This is a genomic window from Tardiphaga robiniae, assembly GCF_001618955.1.
Taxonomy (GTDB): Bacteria; Pseudomonadota; Alphaproteobacteria; order Rhizobiales; family Xanthobacteraceae; genus Tardiphaga; species Tardiphaga robiniae_A.
The window spans coordinates 421,907-437,812 of sequence record NZ_LVYV01000034.1; the positions used below are offsets into that span (position 1 = coordinate 421,907).

Genomic DNA, 15,906 nt, shown 5'->3' on the forward strand with positions numbered 1-15,906 from the left:
CTCAGCGCCGAAACCGGCCGTCCTTCAGGAAGGCGATCGCCTGATCGATCGCTTCCCTGCTCCGGATCATCATTGCATGTGACACGTGGATGACGAGGTGATCGGTCATACCTTCAAGCTTCGTGCGCGCGACGGTGACACGACCATCATTCGGGCCGGGCAACATGAAGTTTGAGGTGATCGGATCGAGCGTACGGTCGCCGGCGATGATGCCGACCGGATAGTCAACTGCAGGAAGTATTGCTTCAGTCACGTCATCCCGCAGAGTGACGAGTTGTTGCCCCGCCGGCCCGAAATACTGGCGATAGGGCAGCCAGTTTTTGAGCAGATCGGCGATTTCGCTGCCGCCGTTAGGCGTGCCCAGCATCACCACGCGGCCCAGACGCGATGGACGGTGGCGCGCCAGATAGACACGCGCCAGCAGACCTCCCATCGAATGACAGACGAAATGCGTGCAGCCTTCGTTGGCTTCGGCAAATGGCGCGATGGCGGGATGGATGTCATCGGCCAGTGCAGACAGCGTCTTGCGCCGGCTGGGATAGCCAATGTTCCGCGTGGCGAATCCTGCAGCTTCGACCGCCTGCTGCATCTTGATGAAAGATCGGAACGACCGGCTGATGCCGTGCAGGAAAATGACGCCCTCGAGTGGACGACCAGAGGGCGTCGGATTCATTCGTCGTCCTATTTGTAGTCGCGCTCGTCCCACCACGGGAAATAGCTCGGCATGTCCGTGCTGACCTTGTTCTTGAATGCGGCCGGGCGCTTCTCGAGAAAGGCCACGACGCCTTCCTTGACGTCCTCGGAGCGACCGCGCGCATAGATGCCGCGGCTGTCGATCTTGTGCGCTTCCATCGGATCGTCGGCACCCATCATGCGCCACATCATCTGGCGGATCAGCGCGACAGACACCGGCGCCGTCTTGTCGATGAAGGTCTTGGCCAGCGCGCGTGCAGTTGGCAATAGCTCCTCAGGCGGTACAACCTTGCTGACGAGGCGGCCGGCAAGGGCTTCCTGCGCTGGGAAGACGCGACCGGAGAAGCACCATTCCAGCGCTTGCGAAATACCAACGAGGCGCGGCAGGAACCAGCTCGATGCCGCTTCGGGCACGATGCCGCGCTGGGAGAACACGAAGCCGAAGCGTGCGGCTTCCGAGGCGATGCGGATGTCCATCGCGAGCTGCATGGTGGCGCCGATGCCAACGGCCGGGCCGTTCACCGCGGCGATGACCGGCTTGAGGCATTTGAAGATGCGCAGCGTCACCTGACCGCCGCCATCGCGCACCATCGGATCGCTGTAATCGACATCGCCGCTGGCGAGGCGCTTCACCGGGCCGCGCCGCGCGTCGCGATCGAAGGTGTCGGCGCCCGAAGAGAGATCCGCACCCGCGCAGAAACCTCGTCCGGCACCGGTCACGATGATCGCGCGCACATTGTCGTCCGCGTCGGCCTTGTCGAAAGCGTCGATCAGCTCGGCCTGCATGGTGGCGTTATAGGCATTGAGCTTTTCAGGGCGGTTCAGCGTGATGGTGAGGATCTGCTCGTCGACGCTGTAGAGGATGGTCTCATAGGCCATGATGGTTTCTTCCCTGTTTTTTTGTTTGTTGGGCGGTTGCTCGCCGCCGATTTTAGGATGGGTTGCGCGATAGCGAAACCCATCTTGTTATGGCGCAGTCGTGATGGATTGTCGGACAGCAGCTTGCACGGCTGAGCTCAACCCATCCTGCGGAATTATGCCGGCAGCTTTGGCCGCCGCTTCTTATACCGGCAGCCGGGTTTCAACGATGCGAGCGAACATGCTGGCGCCGATGGGCAGAATCTTGTCGTCGAGATAGTAGCCGGGATTGTGCACCGGCACCGAGCCTTCTTGGCCGACCCAGAAATAGGCGCCGGGCACGGCATGCAGCATATCAGCGAAATCTTCCGAGCCCATTTTCGGCTTCGCGCGGGTGATCACATTGGCGTCGCCAACAATCGTGCGCGCGACGTCCTCGACGGCCTTGGAATGTTCTTCCTGATTGACCAGCACGCTGAAGCCGTCGCGGATATCGACTTTGATCTCGCAATCGAACGCCGTCGCCATGCCGGCGGCCAAGGCGTGCATCCGCTCGCGGATCTGCATCCGGACCTTCTCGGAGAAGCACCGCACGGTGCCGCAGAGCTTGGCGTCATCCGGAATGACGTTGTAGGCCGAGCCCGCATGGATCTGAGTGATCGACAGCACGGCGGATTCGAACGGGTTGACGTTGCGGCTGACGATCGACTGCATCGCCTGACCGAGCGACATCGCGATCACGACAGGGTCCTTCGAGCGCTCCGGCATCGCGCCATGCGCGCCATAGCCCTTGATGGTGATGTCGAAGAAATCAGCGGCAGCCATTGCGGGGCCGGGGAAGATGCCGACTTCGCCGTGATTCATGTCCGGCGCATTGTGCAGGCCGTAGATTTCATCGCAGGGAAACTGCTTGAAAAGGCCGTCCTTGATCATCGCGCGGGCACCGCCGAGGCCTTCTTCGGCGGGCTGGAAGATGAAATGCACGGTGCCGTCGAAATTGCGGGTCTCGGCGAGATAACGTGCGGTGCCGAGCAGCATGGTGGTGTGGCCGTCATGGCCGCAGCCGTGGAAGCGGCCGGGAATGGTCGAGCGCCAGGCGAGATTGGTGTTTTCTTCCATCGGCAGCGCGTCCATGTCGGCGCGCAGGCCGATGCGCTTGCCGCCCGAACCGTTGCCCTTCAACACGCCGACGACGCCGGTGCCACCGAGGCCGCGATGCACTTCGACGCCCCAGGAGGTCAGCTTGTCGGCAACGATACCGGAGGTGCGGACTTCCTCGAAGCCGATTTCCGGATGCGCGTGCAAGTCGCGGCGGATGGCGGTGAGTTCGTCGGCGAAAGCGTCGATACGTTCGAGTGTGGGCATGGGTCTATCCGTTCACGGCACGAGGGCGGGTGATGAGGTCTGGGGCGTAAAGAGTTCGCCGTTCGGCTTCAGGCGAATGCCCGGGCGCAGATGCTTCCAGGGCAGCACCGACGTATCCGCCGGCATCGCGCCGGGCGCGGCGCAGATCAAAAGCTTGCCGGCGATCGGCTCGAAGTCCGCGCGGAAATGCACCGAGCTCTTGTTGACGAGGATGTTCTGCTCAGTCGGCTCGATGCCGACATAGCGATACATCGACTGGTCGGCGAGCTGCGCCTTGTGCGAGGAGATGACGACGCGAACGTCGTCGATACGCAGACAGGCCGAGAGGCCCATATCCATGTCACGGCCGCCGTAATAGGGGCCGTTGGCGACGAACTTACCATCGGAGAGTTTCTCAACCACGAACGTGTTCTCATAGGGCGCATCGCCGGGGATGCCCGACTTGCCGCCGATGGAGAGTTTGACCGTGGCGCCTTCGCCGGCCTCATGCGCAGCCTTTGCCGCAGCAGGATCGTAGATCACGCCGGTGGCCGCCTTGATCGCCTTGTTCTTCACCAGCGCGCGCAGCATGCCGGTGGTGTCGCTGTCGCCGCCGGCGCCGGGATTGTCCTGGGTGTCGGCGATGACGACCGGCTTGGTGAGGGTCTTCGCCAGCTCCATGGCATGCAGCACGCCTTCGTCCGGCGCGTAGATCTTGCCGTCGAAATCGTCCTCGTGGCCCATCACCAGCCTGACGATGGTGTCCGCCGCGGCATCGGCATCGGTCTGCGTCACGCCATAGGCGAACACGCTCGGGCAGCAATGCGCGAAGTCGGCTGCGGGAAAGCCCGGGCAGAACGACAGTGTCGGGATCTGATCGTGTTCGAGCGCGGCCAGCTTCAGATAGATGCTCTTGGTCGGCTCGTCATTGGTGCATTGCCAGCTGATCGGAATCAGGAACGGCAATTGCCGGAACGCCTTGGCGAAGCGGTTGCCGGCGAGCAGCAGGTCCATGTGGCGTGCGCAGGCGCGGCCGGTGTCGGCCATGTCCACATGGGGGTAGGTGCGATAGGCGATCAGCGCGTCGGTATATTCGACCGTTTCCGGCGAGATGTTGCCATGCAGGTCGAGGCTGACCACGAACGGAATGTCCGGCCCGATCACTTCGCGCACGCGCCGCGCGATTTCGCCTTCGCCGTCGTTGAGATGTTCGGTGACCATGGCGCCGTGCAGATCGAGATAGACCGCGTCCAGGGGCAGCGCCGCTTTGATGCCGCCGATCATCTCGCCGACGATGCGCTCGAACGCGTCCTTGGTGACATGCGCCGAAGGGCTCGCGCCGCAGGCGATGGTCGGGATCAGCTCCCAGCCGCGGATTTCTGCTTGCTCCACAAAGCCGGCGAGACCGACATTGATGCCACGCATCACCTTGAGGACGTCGGCGCCATGCGTCATCGACGGCCAGCCGCCGCCATGTACAAAGGCCTCATAGGTCGCCTTGGTCGGCGCAAACGTGTTCGTCTCGTGCAGAAAGCCGCCGATAGCGATACGGGTCATTCAGAATCCAGGGTCAGTTTCGGTATGCGCTCAGGCCGCCGGCACGGTGGTGCTGCCATCGACCGCGCGGAAGTTGGCGAAATCCCATCCTCGTCCGGGCGCCGCGTCAAGCAGCTGGCGCGTATAGGCCTGTTGCGGATTTGCGAGGACTTCCGCCGCCGGGCCCTGTTCCACCACCCGGCCATGCTGCATCACGGCAACATCGTCGCAAATCTGGGCGGCGACGCGCAGATCGTGGGTGATGAACAGGATGGCGATGCCGAGCCGGGTCTGGATGTCGTCGAGCAGCCGCAGCACCTGCGCCTGCACGGAGACGTCGAGGGCAGAGACGGCTTCGTCGGCCACCAGCACTTCCGGCTCAAGCGCGAGCGCGCGCGCGATCGCGATACGCTGGCGCTGGCCGCCTGAGAACTGGTGCGGATAGCGCGACACGGCATCGGCTGGAAGATCGACGAGCTCGAGCAGTTCGCGCGCCCTGGCCATGGCCACCGAACGCTTGGCGCCGTAGTTGATCGGCCCCTCGGCGATGGACTCGCCGATGGTGATGCGCGGATTGAGCGAGCGATAGGGGTCCTGGAAGACGATCTGGATCTTCTTGCGATGCGGTTGCAGCGTATGGCGCGAAAGGTCGGAAATCTCGCGGCCGGCAAGGCGGATGCCGCCGGAGGTCGGATCGATCAGGCGAACGATGCAGCGCGCCACGGTGGATTTGCCGGAGCCGCTTTCACCGACGATGCCGAGCGTACGGCCCTTGCGCAGCGTCAGCGTCACGTCCTGCGCTGCGTGGACCTCGCGCGGTTTGCCGAAGAAGGACCGCTCACGATAGACCTTGCCGAGTTCGTTGGCTTCGAGCACGACGGGATTGAAGCCCGCTTCGACGCGCGGCGGGCGCGGCACAAGGCTCGGCACGGCCGACAGCAGGTTGCGGGTGTAGTCCATGGTCGGCGCACGGAGAATGTTCTGCAGCGTTCCGGTCTCCACCAGGCGGCCTTGTCGCATCACCGCGACGCGGTCGGCAATGTCGGCAACCACGCCCATGTCGTGGGTGATGAACAGGACCGCCGTGCCGTGATCCTTCTGCAGGTCACGGATCAGTGTCAGGATCTGCTTCTGCGTGGTGACGTCGAGCGCCGTGGTCGGCTCGTCGGCGATCAGCAGCTTCGGCTCCAGTACCAGCGCCATGGCGATCATGATACGCTGTCGCTGGCCGCCGGAGAGGCGATGCGGGTAGGAGGCGAAGATGCGCTTCACATCGGGAAGCCGCACCTGCTCCATCATCTCGAGGATGCGCGCGCGGCGCGCGCTGGCGCCGAGACTGGTATGGGTGCGCAGCACCTCATCGATCTGCTTGCCGACATGGACGACCGGATTAAGCGCCGTCATCGGCTCCTGGAAAATCATCGCCATCGTCGTGGCGCGGAGCTGGCGTAGCCGGCGGTCGCTCGCCTTCAACACGTCTTCGCCGACCAGCTTGATGCTGCCGCCGATGGCTTTCAGCGAATCCTTCGGCAGCAGGCCCATGGTGGACAGCGAGGTCACCGATTTGCCGGAGCCGCTTTCGCCGACCACGCAGACGGTTTCGCCTTGACGGACCTGCAGCGAGATGCCGTCGATGATCTTCTTGCCGGCGCCGGTCTTGCCAACACCGACGACGAGATTGTCGATTTCGAGAACCATCGGGCGGGTGTTCACGTCGGTCCTGTTGATATTGCTGTTCACGGCGTCGCTCACTTGCCTGCCTCCCGCTGTTTCATACGCGGGTCGAGCGCGTCACGTGCTGCGTCGCCGATCAGGTTGACCGAAAGAATGGCGATCGACAGCAGCAGGCCGGGCCAGAAGATCAGCGATGGTTTGATCTGAAAGAACGCGCGGCCTTCGGCCATGATGTTGCCCCAGGTCGGGGTTTCCGGGCTGATGCCGGCGCCGAGGAACGACAGGATCGCCTCGGTGAGGATCGCCGATGCCGCGACATAGGTACCCTGGACGATCAGGGGCGCCACCGTGTTCGGCATCAGATGCTTCCACATGATCTTCGGCATGCTGGTGCCGAGCGAGATCGCGGCTTCCACATAAGGTTCTTCACGCGCCGACAACACCACCGAACGGACCAGCCGCGCGACGCGGGGAATTTCCGGGATCGTGATGGCGATCAGCACGGTGGTCAGGCTGGCGCCGGACAGCGACACCACGGCGATGGCCAGCAGCACGCTCGGCATTGCCATCAGGCCGTCCATCACGCGCATCATGATCGCGTCGACCCATTTGAAGAAGCCGGACACGAGGCCGATGAACAGGCCGATGCTGATGCTCGTGACGGCGGCGCCGAGGCCGATCAGCAGCGAAATGCGGCCGCCATAGAGAATGCGCGCCAGCACGTCGCGGCCATAGGCATCGGTGCCGAGCAAATATTCCGAACTGGCGGGCTTGAGCCGCAAGGCAGGCACGAGCAATTGCGGATCATGGGACGAGAGCCACGGCGCGAAGATCGCCGACAGGATCACGAGTGTCAGGCAGATCGTCGCGATTGCGATGATCGGTGTTGCCGTGAGAAAGCCGAGTGACGGCCCGCTGCGCGTGGGCAGGACGGCATTGGGAAGGGAGTCGATCGCCATCAGATGAAAGTTCCTAGTAACGAATTCTGGGATCGAGCAGGGCGTAAGCGAGGTCGATCACCAAGTTGATCGTGACATATACGCCGGACGTCAGAAGGATCATCGCCTGGATCACCGGGAAGTCGCGCGCCAGCACCGCATCGACGGTCAGGCGCCCGACGCCGGGCAGATTGAACACACTCTCGGTCACGACGACGCCGGAGATCAGCAGCGCAAAGCCTGTTCCGATCACGGTGATCACGGGGACGGCGGCATTGCGCAGCGCGTGGCGCAGCAGCACGCCGCTTTCGTTGATGCCCTTGGCGCGGGCGGTGCGGACATAGTCTTCGCCGAGCACATCGAGCATTGCGGCCCGCGTCATGCGCGCAATCAGCGCGACATAGATGAAGGACAGCGCGCAGGTCGGCAGAATGATGCGCTCAAAAAACGGCCCGAAGCCGCGGAAGATACTGCGGAAGCCTTGCACCGGCACCCAGCGCAGTTCGATCGCGAATATCTGGATCAGCACATAGCCGATCACGAACACCGGCACCGAGAAGCCGATGACCGATAGTGCCATCACAAAGCGGTCTATCCAGGTCCCGTGCTTCCAGGCTGCGATAATGCCGAGCGGCACGGCGACCAGGATCGAGAGCAGCATGACGCTGAGTGCGACGCTGAGCGAAGGTTCAATGCGCTGGCTGACCATCTGCAGCACCGGTACGTTGGAAATCAGCGATGTGCCGAGGTCACCGTGCAGCAGCCGCCAAACCCAACTGAAAAACTGTGTATAGAGCGGCTCGTTGAGCCCGAGCTGCGTCCGGATGCGGTCGAGCTGCTCGGGTGTCGCCGAATCGCCGGCGATGATCGCGGCGGGATCGCCGGGCGTCAGCCGCAGCAGAAGAAATACGAACAGTGCCACCACTCCCATGACCGGGATGGCCGCCAGAATTCGGCGAATGAGATATCCAAGCATTAAGTCGTTCCTATTGGCCGAGTTGGCTGAACGTATCTGTTCCGCGTCGGTGAACCGGGAACGTGGTCGAGAAGGCTTTGGGCGCGCTGCAATGTTTCGTCATCATTCTCACAGTTGCAACTCGCCTGATCGAAAATTCAAACCACTCACGTGCTGCCTGAAACCCGACGGAGCAAGTCCTGTGCCACGGCCGCAGTCTGCACGCCGGTTATCCGGCGCGCAGACCGTGTGGAGTGTTGCATCAATCGAGCGTCGCCAGCAATCCGGCCATCAGGCGTCCACGCTCGACCAGGCTCTCCACCTCGATATATTCGTTCAGCGTGTGCATATCGGCGCCGTGAACGCCGAGACCGTCGAGCGTCGGGATGCCCATCGCGCCGGTAAAATTGCCGTCGGAGCCGCCGCCTGCGCTGCCATGGACGAGATCGCCGATGCCAACCGTCTTGGCGATGGCCTTGGCCTTTTCGTAGAGCGCCATTGTACCGGCATTCGGCTCCCAGACCGGCCGGGTCACCCCGCGGGTGACCTTGAAGGTCACGTCATTCTCGGTGCCTGAGAGCGCGAGCATGCGCTCGATGCCGGCATCGAGGTCTTGCTGACGCTTGGCCATGCTGAGCGCTTCGCCGGTGCAGGATGAGGCAACGCAGTTGACCCACTGTCCGCCATGCACGATGCCGACGCTGAAGGTGCAGTCGGGTCCGGTCATCTCGTCGATGGTAACGATCTTCCTGGCCATTTCGCGAATCGCAGAGCGGCCGTTGGAGAGCGTTGCTCCGGAATGGCTGGGCTTGCCGATAGCTTCGAGGTTGAAACGCGCGATGGCGTAACGGCCGGTGACGACGCCGTTACGCGGACGCGCGGGCTCGGGCACCAGAGCATATTTATTACGTGCCGCTTCGGCCTCGATGATGTCGCGGGTGGAGGGGGTGCCGACTTCTTCGTCGGGTGTGAACAGCACGGTGATCGGGAGCGGCGTGGTGAAGGATGCGCGCGCCAATTGGCGGATCGCTTCCAGGGACAGATAATTGCCGCCCTTCATGTCGCAGATCGCAGGGCCGTAGCAACGCTCACCGTCACGGCGCCACTTCAGTGTCTCGATGGTTCCGACCGGGTGCACAGTATCCATATGGCCTGCGATCAGGATGCCCGGCTCACCGAATTTTGGATGTGGAAAACGGGCGCGAATGCAGCCGCCGAATCCCTGACGTCCCGAGATGCGCTCGATGGTCGCACCCATGATTGCCATGTCGCGCGCAGCGAGATCGAGCATGCCGTTAACCGCATTCGCATCCCATGTCGGGCTCTCGCACTCGACCCAGATGCGCAGCCCCTGCAACATGTTCTCGAGGTCAAACGGAAGGTTTGCGGGATTCATCAAGTCATTCCTTGTGGATGAGAATTTCGTTCATGGATCGATCAGGCGCGCCATGCCTGGGCACGTCGCGAGAGGTCATGCGAGACTTAGCAGCAGGTGATTTGTGTTTGCAAATTTGCGCGGCGCATCACGCGGCGTATCGCAACGTATCGATGCAACGCAATGAAAACGCGATTGACGCCACTGACGCTTGGTGCAAGTCTTTGAAGTCTAAATCATAAAGGCAACGCGTGGTGCTGCGCCTAAAATTCTATCGCGTTGCATAATCCATCATCGTCCGATGATGAGTTTCAAGTCAGGAGAGATTCCATGTCCTACATGTCACGTTGGCGGCACTCCGCTGCGTTCACGAAATTGACGTTGCCGGGCGTCGCCCTGGCGGCAGCGCTGGCTCTGCCGTCGCTGTCGTCGCCCGCGCTCGCTGCCGGCAAGACCATCTCGGCCGTGATGCATTCCGACCTGCGCGTGCTCGATCCGATCATCACCACCGCCTATATCGTGCGCGACCACGGCTACATGGTTTACGACACGTTGCTCGCGATCGATGAAAACTTCAAGGTTCAGCCGCAGATGGCGAGCTGGAAGGTGTCCGATGACAAGCTCGTCTACACGTTCACGCTGCGCGATGGCCTGAAGTGGCATGACGGCAAGCCGGTCACGGCGGAAGATTGTGTTGCGTCGCTGCAGCGCTGGGGCAAGCGCGACGGCATGGGCCAGAAGCTCATGGACTTCACCAAGAGCATCGAAGCCACCGACGCCAAGACCATCACGCTGACGCTGAAGGAGCCCTACGGCCTCGTGCTGGAATCGATCGGCAAGCCGTCGTCGGTGGTGCCATTCATGATGCCGAAACGCCTCGCTGACACGCCGGCGGACAAGGCGATTTCGGAGCAGATCGGTTCGGGCCCGTTCAAGTTCGTACAGGCTGAATTCCAGCCGGGCGTGAAGGCGGTCTACGAGAAGAATACGGACTATGTGCCACGTTCCGAGCCCGCCAGCTGGACGGCCGGCGGCAAGGTGGTGAAGGTCGATCGTGTTGAGTGGATCACGATGCCCGACGCGCAGACCGCAGTGAATGCACTGCAGTCAGGCGACATCGATTTCATGGAGAACACGCCCTACGACATGATCCCGGTGCTCGCGAAGGACAAGGATCTCAAGATGGAGGTCCTCAACAAGCTCGGCTACCAGACGCTGGGCCGTATGAACTTCCTCTATCCTCCGTTCGACAACATCAAGATTCGCCGCGCTGCGTTCCTGGCGATGAGCCAGAAGCCGGTTCTGGACGCGTTGATCGGCAATGCCGACTATTACAAAGTTTGTGGCTCGGTGTTCGGCTGCGGCACGCCACTCGAGACGACGGTTGGATCGGAAACGCTGGTCAAGGGGAACGGCTTGGCGGAGGCCAAGAAGGCGCTCGCGGAATCCGGCTATGATGGTACGCCCGTCGTGATCATGGCACCGACCGACGTGTCGACGCTGAAGGCGCAACCGATCGTGGTGGCGCAGCAGCTGCGTGACGCCGGATTCAAGGTTGAAGTGCAGGCCACAGATTGGCAGACCGTAGTAACGCGCCGCGCCAGCCAGAAGCCGATCAAGGAAGGCGGGTGGAACATGTTCTTCACCAACTGGGTCGGTGCGGACATTCTGAACCCGATCTCCAACGTCTCCACATCTGGCAAAGGCAAGTCCGGTGGTTGGTTCGGCTGGACCGAAGATGCCAAGCTGGAAGAGCTGCGTGACAAATTCTCGCGCGCGACCGATCCGGCGGAGCAGAAGAAACTCGCTGCGGAAGTTCAGGAGCGGGTCTTTGAACAGGTTACCTACATTCCGCTCGGCGAATACCAGCTGCCCAGTATATGGCGGAAGTCGCTGACCGGCGTCATCGGCGGCGCGGCAACCCCGGTGTTCTGGAACATCGACAAGAAGGAGTAACCGGCGCCGCTGCAGCGGCCAGGTTCACCAACATGAAGTGCCGGCCTGAGAGATCAGGCCGGCACTTTTGTTTTTGAGGGTTAGAAAATTTGCGCCGCTAGCTTCAGCGCTCGGGCGATGCCGCCGACACCACGAGCAGCACGTCGGCCTTGGGCTTGCCGATGCTGCGCACCCAGTGCGGCGTCTCACCGGAGAAGTACAGACAGTCGCCTTTCTTCAGGACGATCTCTTCGTCCTCGATCTTGATCGCCATCTTGCCTGATATGACGAACAGGAATTCCTCGCCCGCATGCGATGCGCGCGGCGCGAATTTCAGCGGCGGCCGGATCAGGAACGGCTCCATCATCTTGCGTGTGCGTCCCGCCGCCAGCGCCAGCAGATCGACGCCGTCGTCCTGCATGGGCGTTTGCTGTTCGTCCTGCCGGAACAGCGTGTAGCGCGGCGCCGGCGTCGGATTGGGATCGAACAGATAGGTGACGTTGACGTCGAGCGCAGCGGCAAGGCGCAGCAACGCATTCACCGAGGGCGTCTTCAAGCCGCGTTCGACGAGGGAAATGTAGCCGCGCGTCAGCTCGCTCTGGGTGGCGAGCTGATCCAGCGTCAGTCCCTTGGTGGTGCGTAGCTGGCGCAGGTTGAAGCCAACCGCATTCTTGCTGACGTCGAGCAACGTCGATCTCCTGATGAAGTGCTTGTTCTTTTAGAGGGTGCGCAGCGGCGGTGGAAGGGCTGTCTCGCCCCTCGCTTTGAAAGCGCTCCAGACCGATGCCGGAGTGTTTCTGTTGGAAAACATTGCTGCAGATATTTCCAGCACTGGCAAGGATAATTTAGGCAAAAGTGGCCGGAAATGCCGATTTATCGCCTGTGCGATGTGCACTCTCTGCATTCTGCCGATTTAGGCATCAGATGCTGATTTTCGTGACGTTGATTTCCAGCAGTAAACATGTTGGATTTTGATGACGGGAAGATGTCCTCGGAAAACGACACGAAGGTAGATAGATGATCAAGCGTTTGAAGCCCGGTAAGCGGCTCAGCATGGCCACGGTGCATGGTGGTCTCGTTTATCTCGCGGGGCAAGTGCCGGACGATCTGTCTGTCGGCGTCGAGGCCCAGGCCGCCGAAGTGCTCGCCAAGATCGATGCATTGCTGAGCGAGGCCGGTACCGACAAGTCATCGATCCTGAGCGCCACGGTGTGGTTGCCGAACATCGCGGATTTCGCGGCTTTCAACACGGTCTGGGATGATTGGGTGCCCGCAGGCGCATCGCCCGCGCGCGCCTGTGTCGAAGCACGGCTCGCCAATCCGTCGATCCGCGTCGAGATCGCAGCCATCGCTGCGATTCTCTAGGGAATCGCTGCCATTCCCTAGGCATCACCACCGCCCGCGCTGGGGCGACTGAAGCAACAGCGACAATTCACGAGACGACCCGGACTGCGCCGCGAGATGTCGCGGCACGGAACGAGCCCACGCGCCTGAAACTGAACATGTCTTTTGAAGGAGTGAACGATGACCGTCGCAGAAGAATTCAATACCGTTACGACCGCTGACCATCCCGATGACGCGGTGTTGCGCAAGATCGTCTGGTCGAGCGTGATCGGTACCGCCGTCGAGTGGTATGACTTCCTGATCTACGGCGCGGCGACCGCGCTGGTGTTCAACAAGATCTTCTTCGCCGCGGGCGATCCGGCACTCGCAACTATCGCAGCCTTCGGCACCTATGCGGTCGGCTTCCTCGCGCGTCCGCTTGGTGCCGCGATCTTCGGTCACTATGGCGACCGTGTGGGCCGCAAGGCAATGCTCGCGATTACGATCATGGTGATGGGCCTCGGCACTTTCGCCATCGGCCTGCTGCCGACCTATGCGCAGATCGGCATCGCAGCGCCGATCCTGCTGATCGGGCTGCGCTTCCTGCAGGGTATCGGCCTGGGCGGCGAGTGGGGCGGTGCGGTTCTGATGGTCGTGGAGAACTGCCCGACGCATAAGCGGGGATTTTTGGGCAGCATGGTGCAGGTCGGCAATCCCGTCGGCAATCTCGCGGCCATCGGCATGTTCGCGCTGGTCTCGCAGCTGCCTGAAGAAGACTTCATGAGCTATGGCTGGCGCATTCCGTTCCTGATCTCGATCCTGCTGGTTGGCGTCGGCCTCTGGATCCGCATGAGCATGGAAGAGACGCCCGCATTCCGCGCGCTGAAGGCGAAGAACGAAGTCGCCAAGATGCCGATCGTTGAAATCTTCAAGTATCACCGCAAGCCGTTCTTCACCGCGGTTGGCCTGAAGATTTCGGAAATCGCCTATGCCTCGATCGCCGGTGTGTTCATCATGTCCTATGCGACGTCGAAGCTCGGCCTGTCGCGTGGCCTCGTGCTGAACGGCGCCTTCATCGCATCCTTCGTTGCGCTGTTCTCGATCCCCTTCTTTGGCTGGTTGTCGGACAAGGTCGGGCGCAAGATCATGTTCTATGCGAGCTGTGCGTTCTGTGCCGCCTTCGCATTCCCGATGTTCTGGCTGCTCGACACCCGCGATCCGACCATCGTGATCCTCACCATCGTTGTCGCGATCTCGTTCGGCCAGATGGTGATGTTCGGCATCGGCGCGCCCTGGTATTCGGAACTGTTCACCGCAAAGCTGCGCTACAGCGGTGCCTCGCTCGGCTTCCAGGTCGGTGCGGCCATCTCGGGCGGTCTCAGCCCGCTGATCGCAGCCTCGCTGATGACCTGGGCTGGTGCGACCTGGCCGGTATCGATCTTCCTGATCGTCTGCGCCTGCATCACGGCGATCGCGACGTCGTTCGCGCCTGAAATGGCCAACAAGGAACTGACCTGACAGCAGCGGGGGCGGCGGCACGCCTGCCGCCCTACACTCCAGCCATCAATGACTGCGATGACAACATTTGCAGAAGGATTTGAGCAATGCTCGATACGTTGACTGCCAAACCAGTACCCGGCGCCGTGGTCCTGTCATGGACCGGCGTGGTGCGCTATCTCCACATCACGCCGCGCGCGTTCCTGCCCATGCGCGAAATGCCGGAGCTCACTTTGATCGCCGGCAAGGGCATCGAGGGCGATCGTTACATGATCGGCCGCGAGGAGGGGTTCTACTCGCACAAGCCGGAAGAGGGGCGCCAGGTCACTTTGTTCGAATACGAGACGTTGGTGGCGCTGAAGCGCGATCACAATATCGATCTCGCGCCCGAAGAACATCGCCGCAATGTCACCGTGTCCGGCGTGCCGCTGACGCATCTGGTCGGCCGCCAGTTCTGGCTCGGCGAGACGCTTCTGGAATCGACGCGGCTATCGATCCCGTGCCGGCACATTGAAGAGATCACCGGCAAGGCGATCTTCGATCCGCTGATCAACCGCTCCGGTCTCAACTGCAAGATCCTGCAGGGCGGCACCGTGCGTGTCGGCGATGCCGTGCGGAACGTGCAATGAGCGCGGTGCCGATCACGAAGGTCCGGACCATCGTCGACAAGATCGAGGACGGCGGCGCGGGCATCAAGGTATTCTCGCTGGTCGATCCCGATCACTGGGAGCTGCCGCCGTTCAAGCCCGGCGCGCATATCGATCTGCATCTGCCGGGCGGCTTGGTGCGGACCTATTCGCTCTGCAACGATCCCGCCGATGACAAGCGCTATGTCGTTGCGGTGAAACGCGAGGTCGAAGGGCGGGGCGGCTCGATCGTGCTGCATGACGAGGTCAAGGTCGGCGACACCATCGGCGTCATGCTGCCGCGCGGCGGGCTCGATCTCTCCACCGAGGTGACGCGCTTCACGTTCGTCGGCGGCGGCATCGGCGTGACGCCGTTCCTCTCGGCGGCGGCCTGGCTCAAGCGCATGGGCCGTTCGAAATTTACGCTGCACATGATTGCACGCGGCGAGCCGCCACTCGCCGATCTGCTCGCGCCGCTGCGCAAGTCCGGCCATGTGGTGATTCACGACACCTCGAGCGGGCAGCGCCCCGATATTGCAGCGCTGGTCGGGCGGCCGCTGTCGGATGTTGCGCTCGCCTGCTGCGGTCCTGATTCCATGATCGACGATTTCGAACAGGCATCGCGCGACTGGCCAGCGGACCGCGTCCATATCGAGCGCTTCGTGCCGCCGCCGCTGCCGGTCGATCCCGATGCGAAGCCCTATGTGCTCGCGCTGGCGAAGTCGAAGCGGGAAATCGTCGTGGCCGCAGGGCAGACCATGCTGTCGGCGCTGACAGATATCGGCATCGACGTCCCGGCATCGTGCTGCGGCGGCATCTGCGGCTCCTGCAAGGTGGACTGGCTGGAAGGGCAGCCGGTGCATCGCGACCGCGTCCTGTCGCCGGCAGAGCGCGAACGCAGTCTCCTGGTCTGCGTGGCAGGCTCCGCGAAGGACCGCCTGGTGCTGGATCTCTAGGGACAACTCGACATGTCGTCCCGGCGAACGCCGGGACCCATAACCCCGGTCGGCGTGAATGAAACGCCGAGTCTCCACGACAGCGTCTTCACCATCTTTCCAGCGTGTATGGGTCCCGGCGTTCGCCGGGACGACGTGGGAATGCGGAACAGGCGACGACGGTTGATCCGTTACCGCCTGTTTGCGTTGATGCGCG

14 protein-coding genes are annotated in these 15,906 nt (G+C 62.2%); 5 read left to right on the top strand and 9 right to left on the bottom strand.

Annotation, left to right across the window (positions count from 1 at the left end):
* Nucleotide 1: 1 nt before the first annotated feature.
* From A4A58_RS22100 to A4A58_RS22135, 8 genes are all read right to left on the bottom strand, one after another.
* Nucleotides 2-673 carry an alpha/beta fold hydrolase gene (locus tag A4A58_RS22100; protein WP_068736128.1) on the bottom strand — a complete coding sequence of 224 codons (672 nt, stop codon included), beginning with the start codon at nucleotides 671-673 and terminating at the stop codon, nucleotides 2-4.
* 8 nt (nucleotides 674-681) lie between these two features.
* On the bottom strand, nucleotides 682-1,572 hold the full coding sequence (locus A4A58_RS22105; protein WP_068736130.1) for a crotonase/enoyl-CoA hydratase family protein: 891 nt from the start codon (nucleotides 1,570-1,572) through the stop codon (nucleotides 682-684).
* A gap of 183 nt (nucleotides 1,573-1,755) precedes the next feature.
* Nucleotides 1,756-2,916, bottom strand: a complete 1,161-nt coding sequence (locus tag A4A58_RS22110) for a M20 aminoacylase family protein (RefSeq protein ID WP_068736132.1) — start codon at nucleotides 2,914-2,916, stop codon at nucleotides 1,756-1,758.
* 12 nt (nucleotides 2,917-2,928) lie between these two features.
* A complete protein-coding gene (locus tag A4A58_RS22115; protein ID WP_068736134.1) occupies nucleotides 2,929-4,452 on the bottom strand; it encodes a M81 family metallopeptidase in 1,524 nt (507 codons plus the stop codon).
* Nucleotides 4,453-4,482: 30 nt separating this feature from the next.
* Nucleotides 4,483-6,129 carry an ABC transporter ATP-binding protein gene (locus A4A58_RS22120; protein WP_068736321.1) on the bottom strand — a complete coding sequence of 549 codons (1,647 nt, stop codon included), beginning with the start codon at nucleotides 6,127-6,129 and terminating at the stop codon, nucleotides 4,483-4,485.
* 50 nt (nucleotides 6,130-6,179) lie between these two features.
* Nucleotides 6,180-7,064: an ABC transporter permease gene (locus A4A58_RS22125; protein ID WP_068736136.1), complete on the bottom strand. Its 885-nt coding sequence runs from the start codon at nucleotides 7,062-7,064 to the stop codon at nucleotides 6,180-6,182.
* A 13-nt stretch (nucleotides 7,065-7,077) separates the two neighbouring features.
* Nucleotides 7,078-8,019, bottom strand: a complete 942-nt coding sequence (locus A4A58_RS22130; protein WP_068736138.1) for an ABC transporter permease — start codon at nucleotides 8,017-8,019, stop codon at nucleotides 7,078-7,080.
* Nucleotides 8,020-8,260: 241 nt separating this feature from the next.
* Nucleotides 8,261-9,394: a M20/M25/M40 family metallo-hydrolase gene (locus A4A58_RS22135; protein WP_068736140.1), complete on the bottom strand. Its 1,134-nt coding sequence runs from the start codon at nucleotides 9,392-9,394 to the stop codon at nucleotides 8,261-8,263.
* Between the two features lie 318 nt (nucleotides 9,395-9,712).
* On the opposite strand from A4A58_RS22135, the gene A4A58_RS22140 reads away from it, so the two are divergent.
* Nucleotides 9,713-11,329: an ABC transporter substrate-binding protein gene (locus tag A4A58_RS22140; protein ID WP_433993650.1), complete on the top strand. Its 1,617-nt coding sequence runs from the start codon at nucleotides 9,713-9,715 to the stop codon at nucleotides 11,327-11,329.
* Between the two features lie 103 nt (nucleotides 11,330-11,432).
* Here A4A58_RS22140 and A4A58_RS22145 read toward each other — a convergent pair whose 3' ends face one another.
* Nucleotides 11,433-11,996 carry a helix-turn-helix domain-containing protein gene (locus A4A58_RS22145; RefSeq protein ID WP_068736144.1) on the bottom strand — a complete coding sequence of 188 codons (564 nt, stop codon included), beginning with the start codon at nucleotides 11,994-11,996 and terminating at the stop codon, nucleotides 11,433-11,435.
* 329 nt (nucleotides 11,997-12,325) lie between these two features.
* Here A4A58_RS22145 and A4A58_RS22150 point away from each other — a divergent pair, with 329 nt between their 5' ends.
* The 4 genes from A4A58_RS22150 (at nucleotide 12,326) to A4A58_RS22165 (ending at nucleotide 15,710) form a co-directional block, all read left to right on the top strand.
* On the top strand, nucleotides 12,326-12,673 hold the full coding sequence (locus tag A4A58_RS22150) for a RidA family protein (protein WP_068736146.1): 348 nt from the start codon (nucleotides 12,326-12,328) through the stop codon (nucleotides 12,671-12,673).
* 159 nt (nucleotides 12,674-12,832) lie between these two features.
* The gene (locus tag A4A58_RS22155; protein WP_068736152.1) at nucleotides 12,833-14,149 is read left to right on the top strand and encodes an MFS transporter; all 1,317 of its coding nucleotides are present in this window, start codon (nucleotides 12,833-12,835) and stop codon (nucleotides 14,147-14,149) included.
* A gap of 86 nt (nucleotides 14,150-14,235) precedes the next feature.
* Nucleotides 14,236-14,757 (top strand): MOSC domain-containing protein, encoded by a 522-nt coding sequence (locus A4A58_RS22160; protein ID WP_068736154.1) that lies wholly within the window; start codon nucleotides 14,236-14,238, stop codon nucleotides 14,755-14,757.
* On the top strand, nucleotides 14,754-15,710 hold the full coding sequence (locus tag A4A58_RS22165) for a PDR/VanB family oxidoreductase (protein ID WP_068736156.1): 957 nt from the start codon (nucleotides 14,754-14,756) through the stop codon (nucleotides 15,708-15,710). The genes A4A58_RS22160 and A4A58_RS22165 overlap by 4 nt, the downstream gene beginning before the upstream one ends.
* Nucleotides 15,711-15,906: the final 196 nt, after the last annotated feature.

What these genes read in the sequence shown, in the direction of transcription:
- A4A58_RS22100 (WP_068736128.1), bottom strand. Translation starts at nt 673, where the DNA reads ATGAATCCGACGCCCTCTGGTCGTCCACTCGAGGGCGTCATTTTCCTG.
- A4A58_RS22105 (WP_068736130.1), bottom strand. Translation starts at nt 1,572, where the DNA reads ATGGCCTATGAGACCATCCTCTACAGCGTCGACGAGCAGATCCTCACC.
- A4A58_RS22110 (WP_068736132.1), bottom strand. Translation starts at nt 2,916, where the DNA reads ATGCCCACACTCGAACGTATCGACGCTTTCGCCGACGAACTCACCGCC.
- A4A58_RS22115 (WP_068736134.1), bottom strand. Translation starts at nt 4,452, where the DNA reads ATGACCCGTATCGCTATCGGCGGCTTTCTGCACGAGACGAACACGTTT.
- A4A58_RS22120 (WP_068736321.1), bottom strand. Translation starts at nt 6,129, where the DNA reads ATGGTTCTCGAAATCGACAATCTCGTCGTCGGTGTTGGCAAGACCGGC.
- A4A58_RS22125 (WP_068736136.1), bottom strand. Translation starts at nt 7,064, where the DNA reads ATGGCGATCGACTCCCTTCCCAATGCCGTCCTGCCCACGCGCAGCGGG.
- A4A58_RS22130 (WP_068736138.1), bottom strand. Translation starts at nt 8,019, where the DNA reads ATGCTTGGATATCTCATTCGCCGAATTCTGGCGGCCATCCCGGTCATG.
- A4A58_RS22135 (WP_068736140.1), bottom strand. Translation starts at nt 9,394, where the DNA reads ATGAATCCCGCAAACCTTCCGTTTGACCTCGAGAACATGTTGCAGGGG.
- A4A58_RS22140 (WP_433993650.1), top strand. Translation starts at nt 9,713, where the DNA reads ATGTCACGTTGGCGGCACTCCGCTGCGTTCACGAAATTGACGTTGCCG.
- A4A58_RS22150 (WP_068736146.1), top strand. Translation starts at nt 12,326, where the DNA reads ATGATCAAGCGTTTGAAGCCCGGTAAGCGGCTCAGCATGGCCACGGTG.
- A4A58_RS22155 (WP_068736152.1), top strand. Translation starts at nt 12,833, where the DNA reads ATGACCGTCGCAGAAGAATTCAATACCGTTACGACCGCTGACCATCCC.
- A4A58_RS22160 (WP_068736154.1), top strand. Translation starts at nt 14,236, where the DNA reads ATGCTCGATACGTTGACTGCCAAACCAGTACCCGGCGCCGTGGTCCTG.
- A4A58_RS22165 (WP_068736156.1), top strand. Translation starts at nt 14,754, where the DNA reads ATGAGCGCGGTGCCGATCACGAAGGTCCGGACCATCGTCGACAAGATC.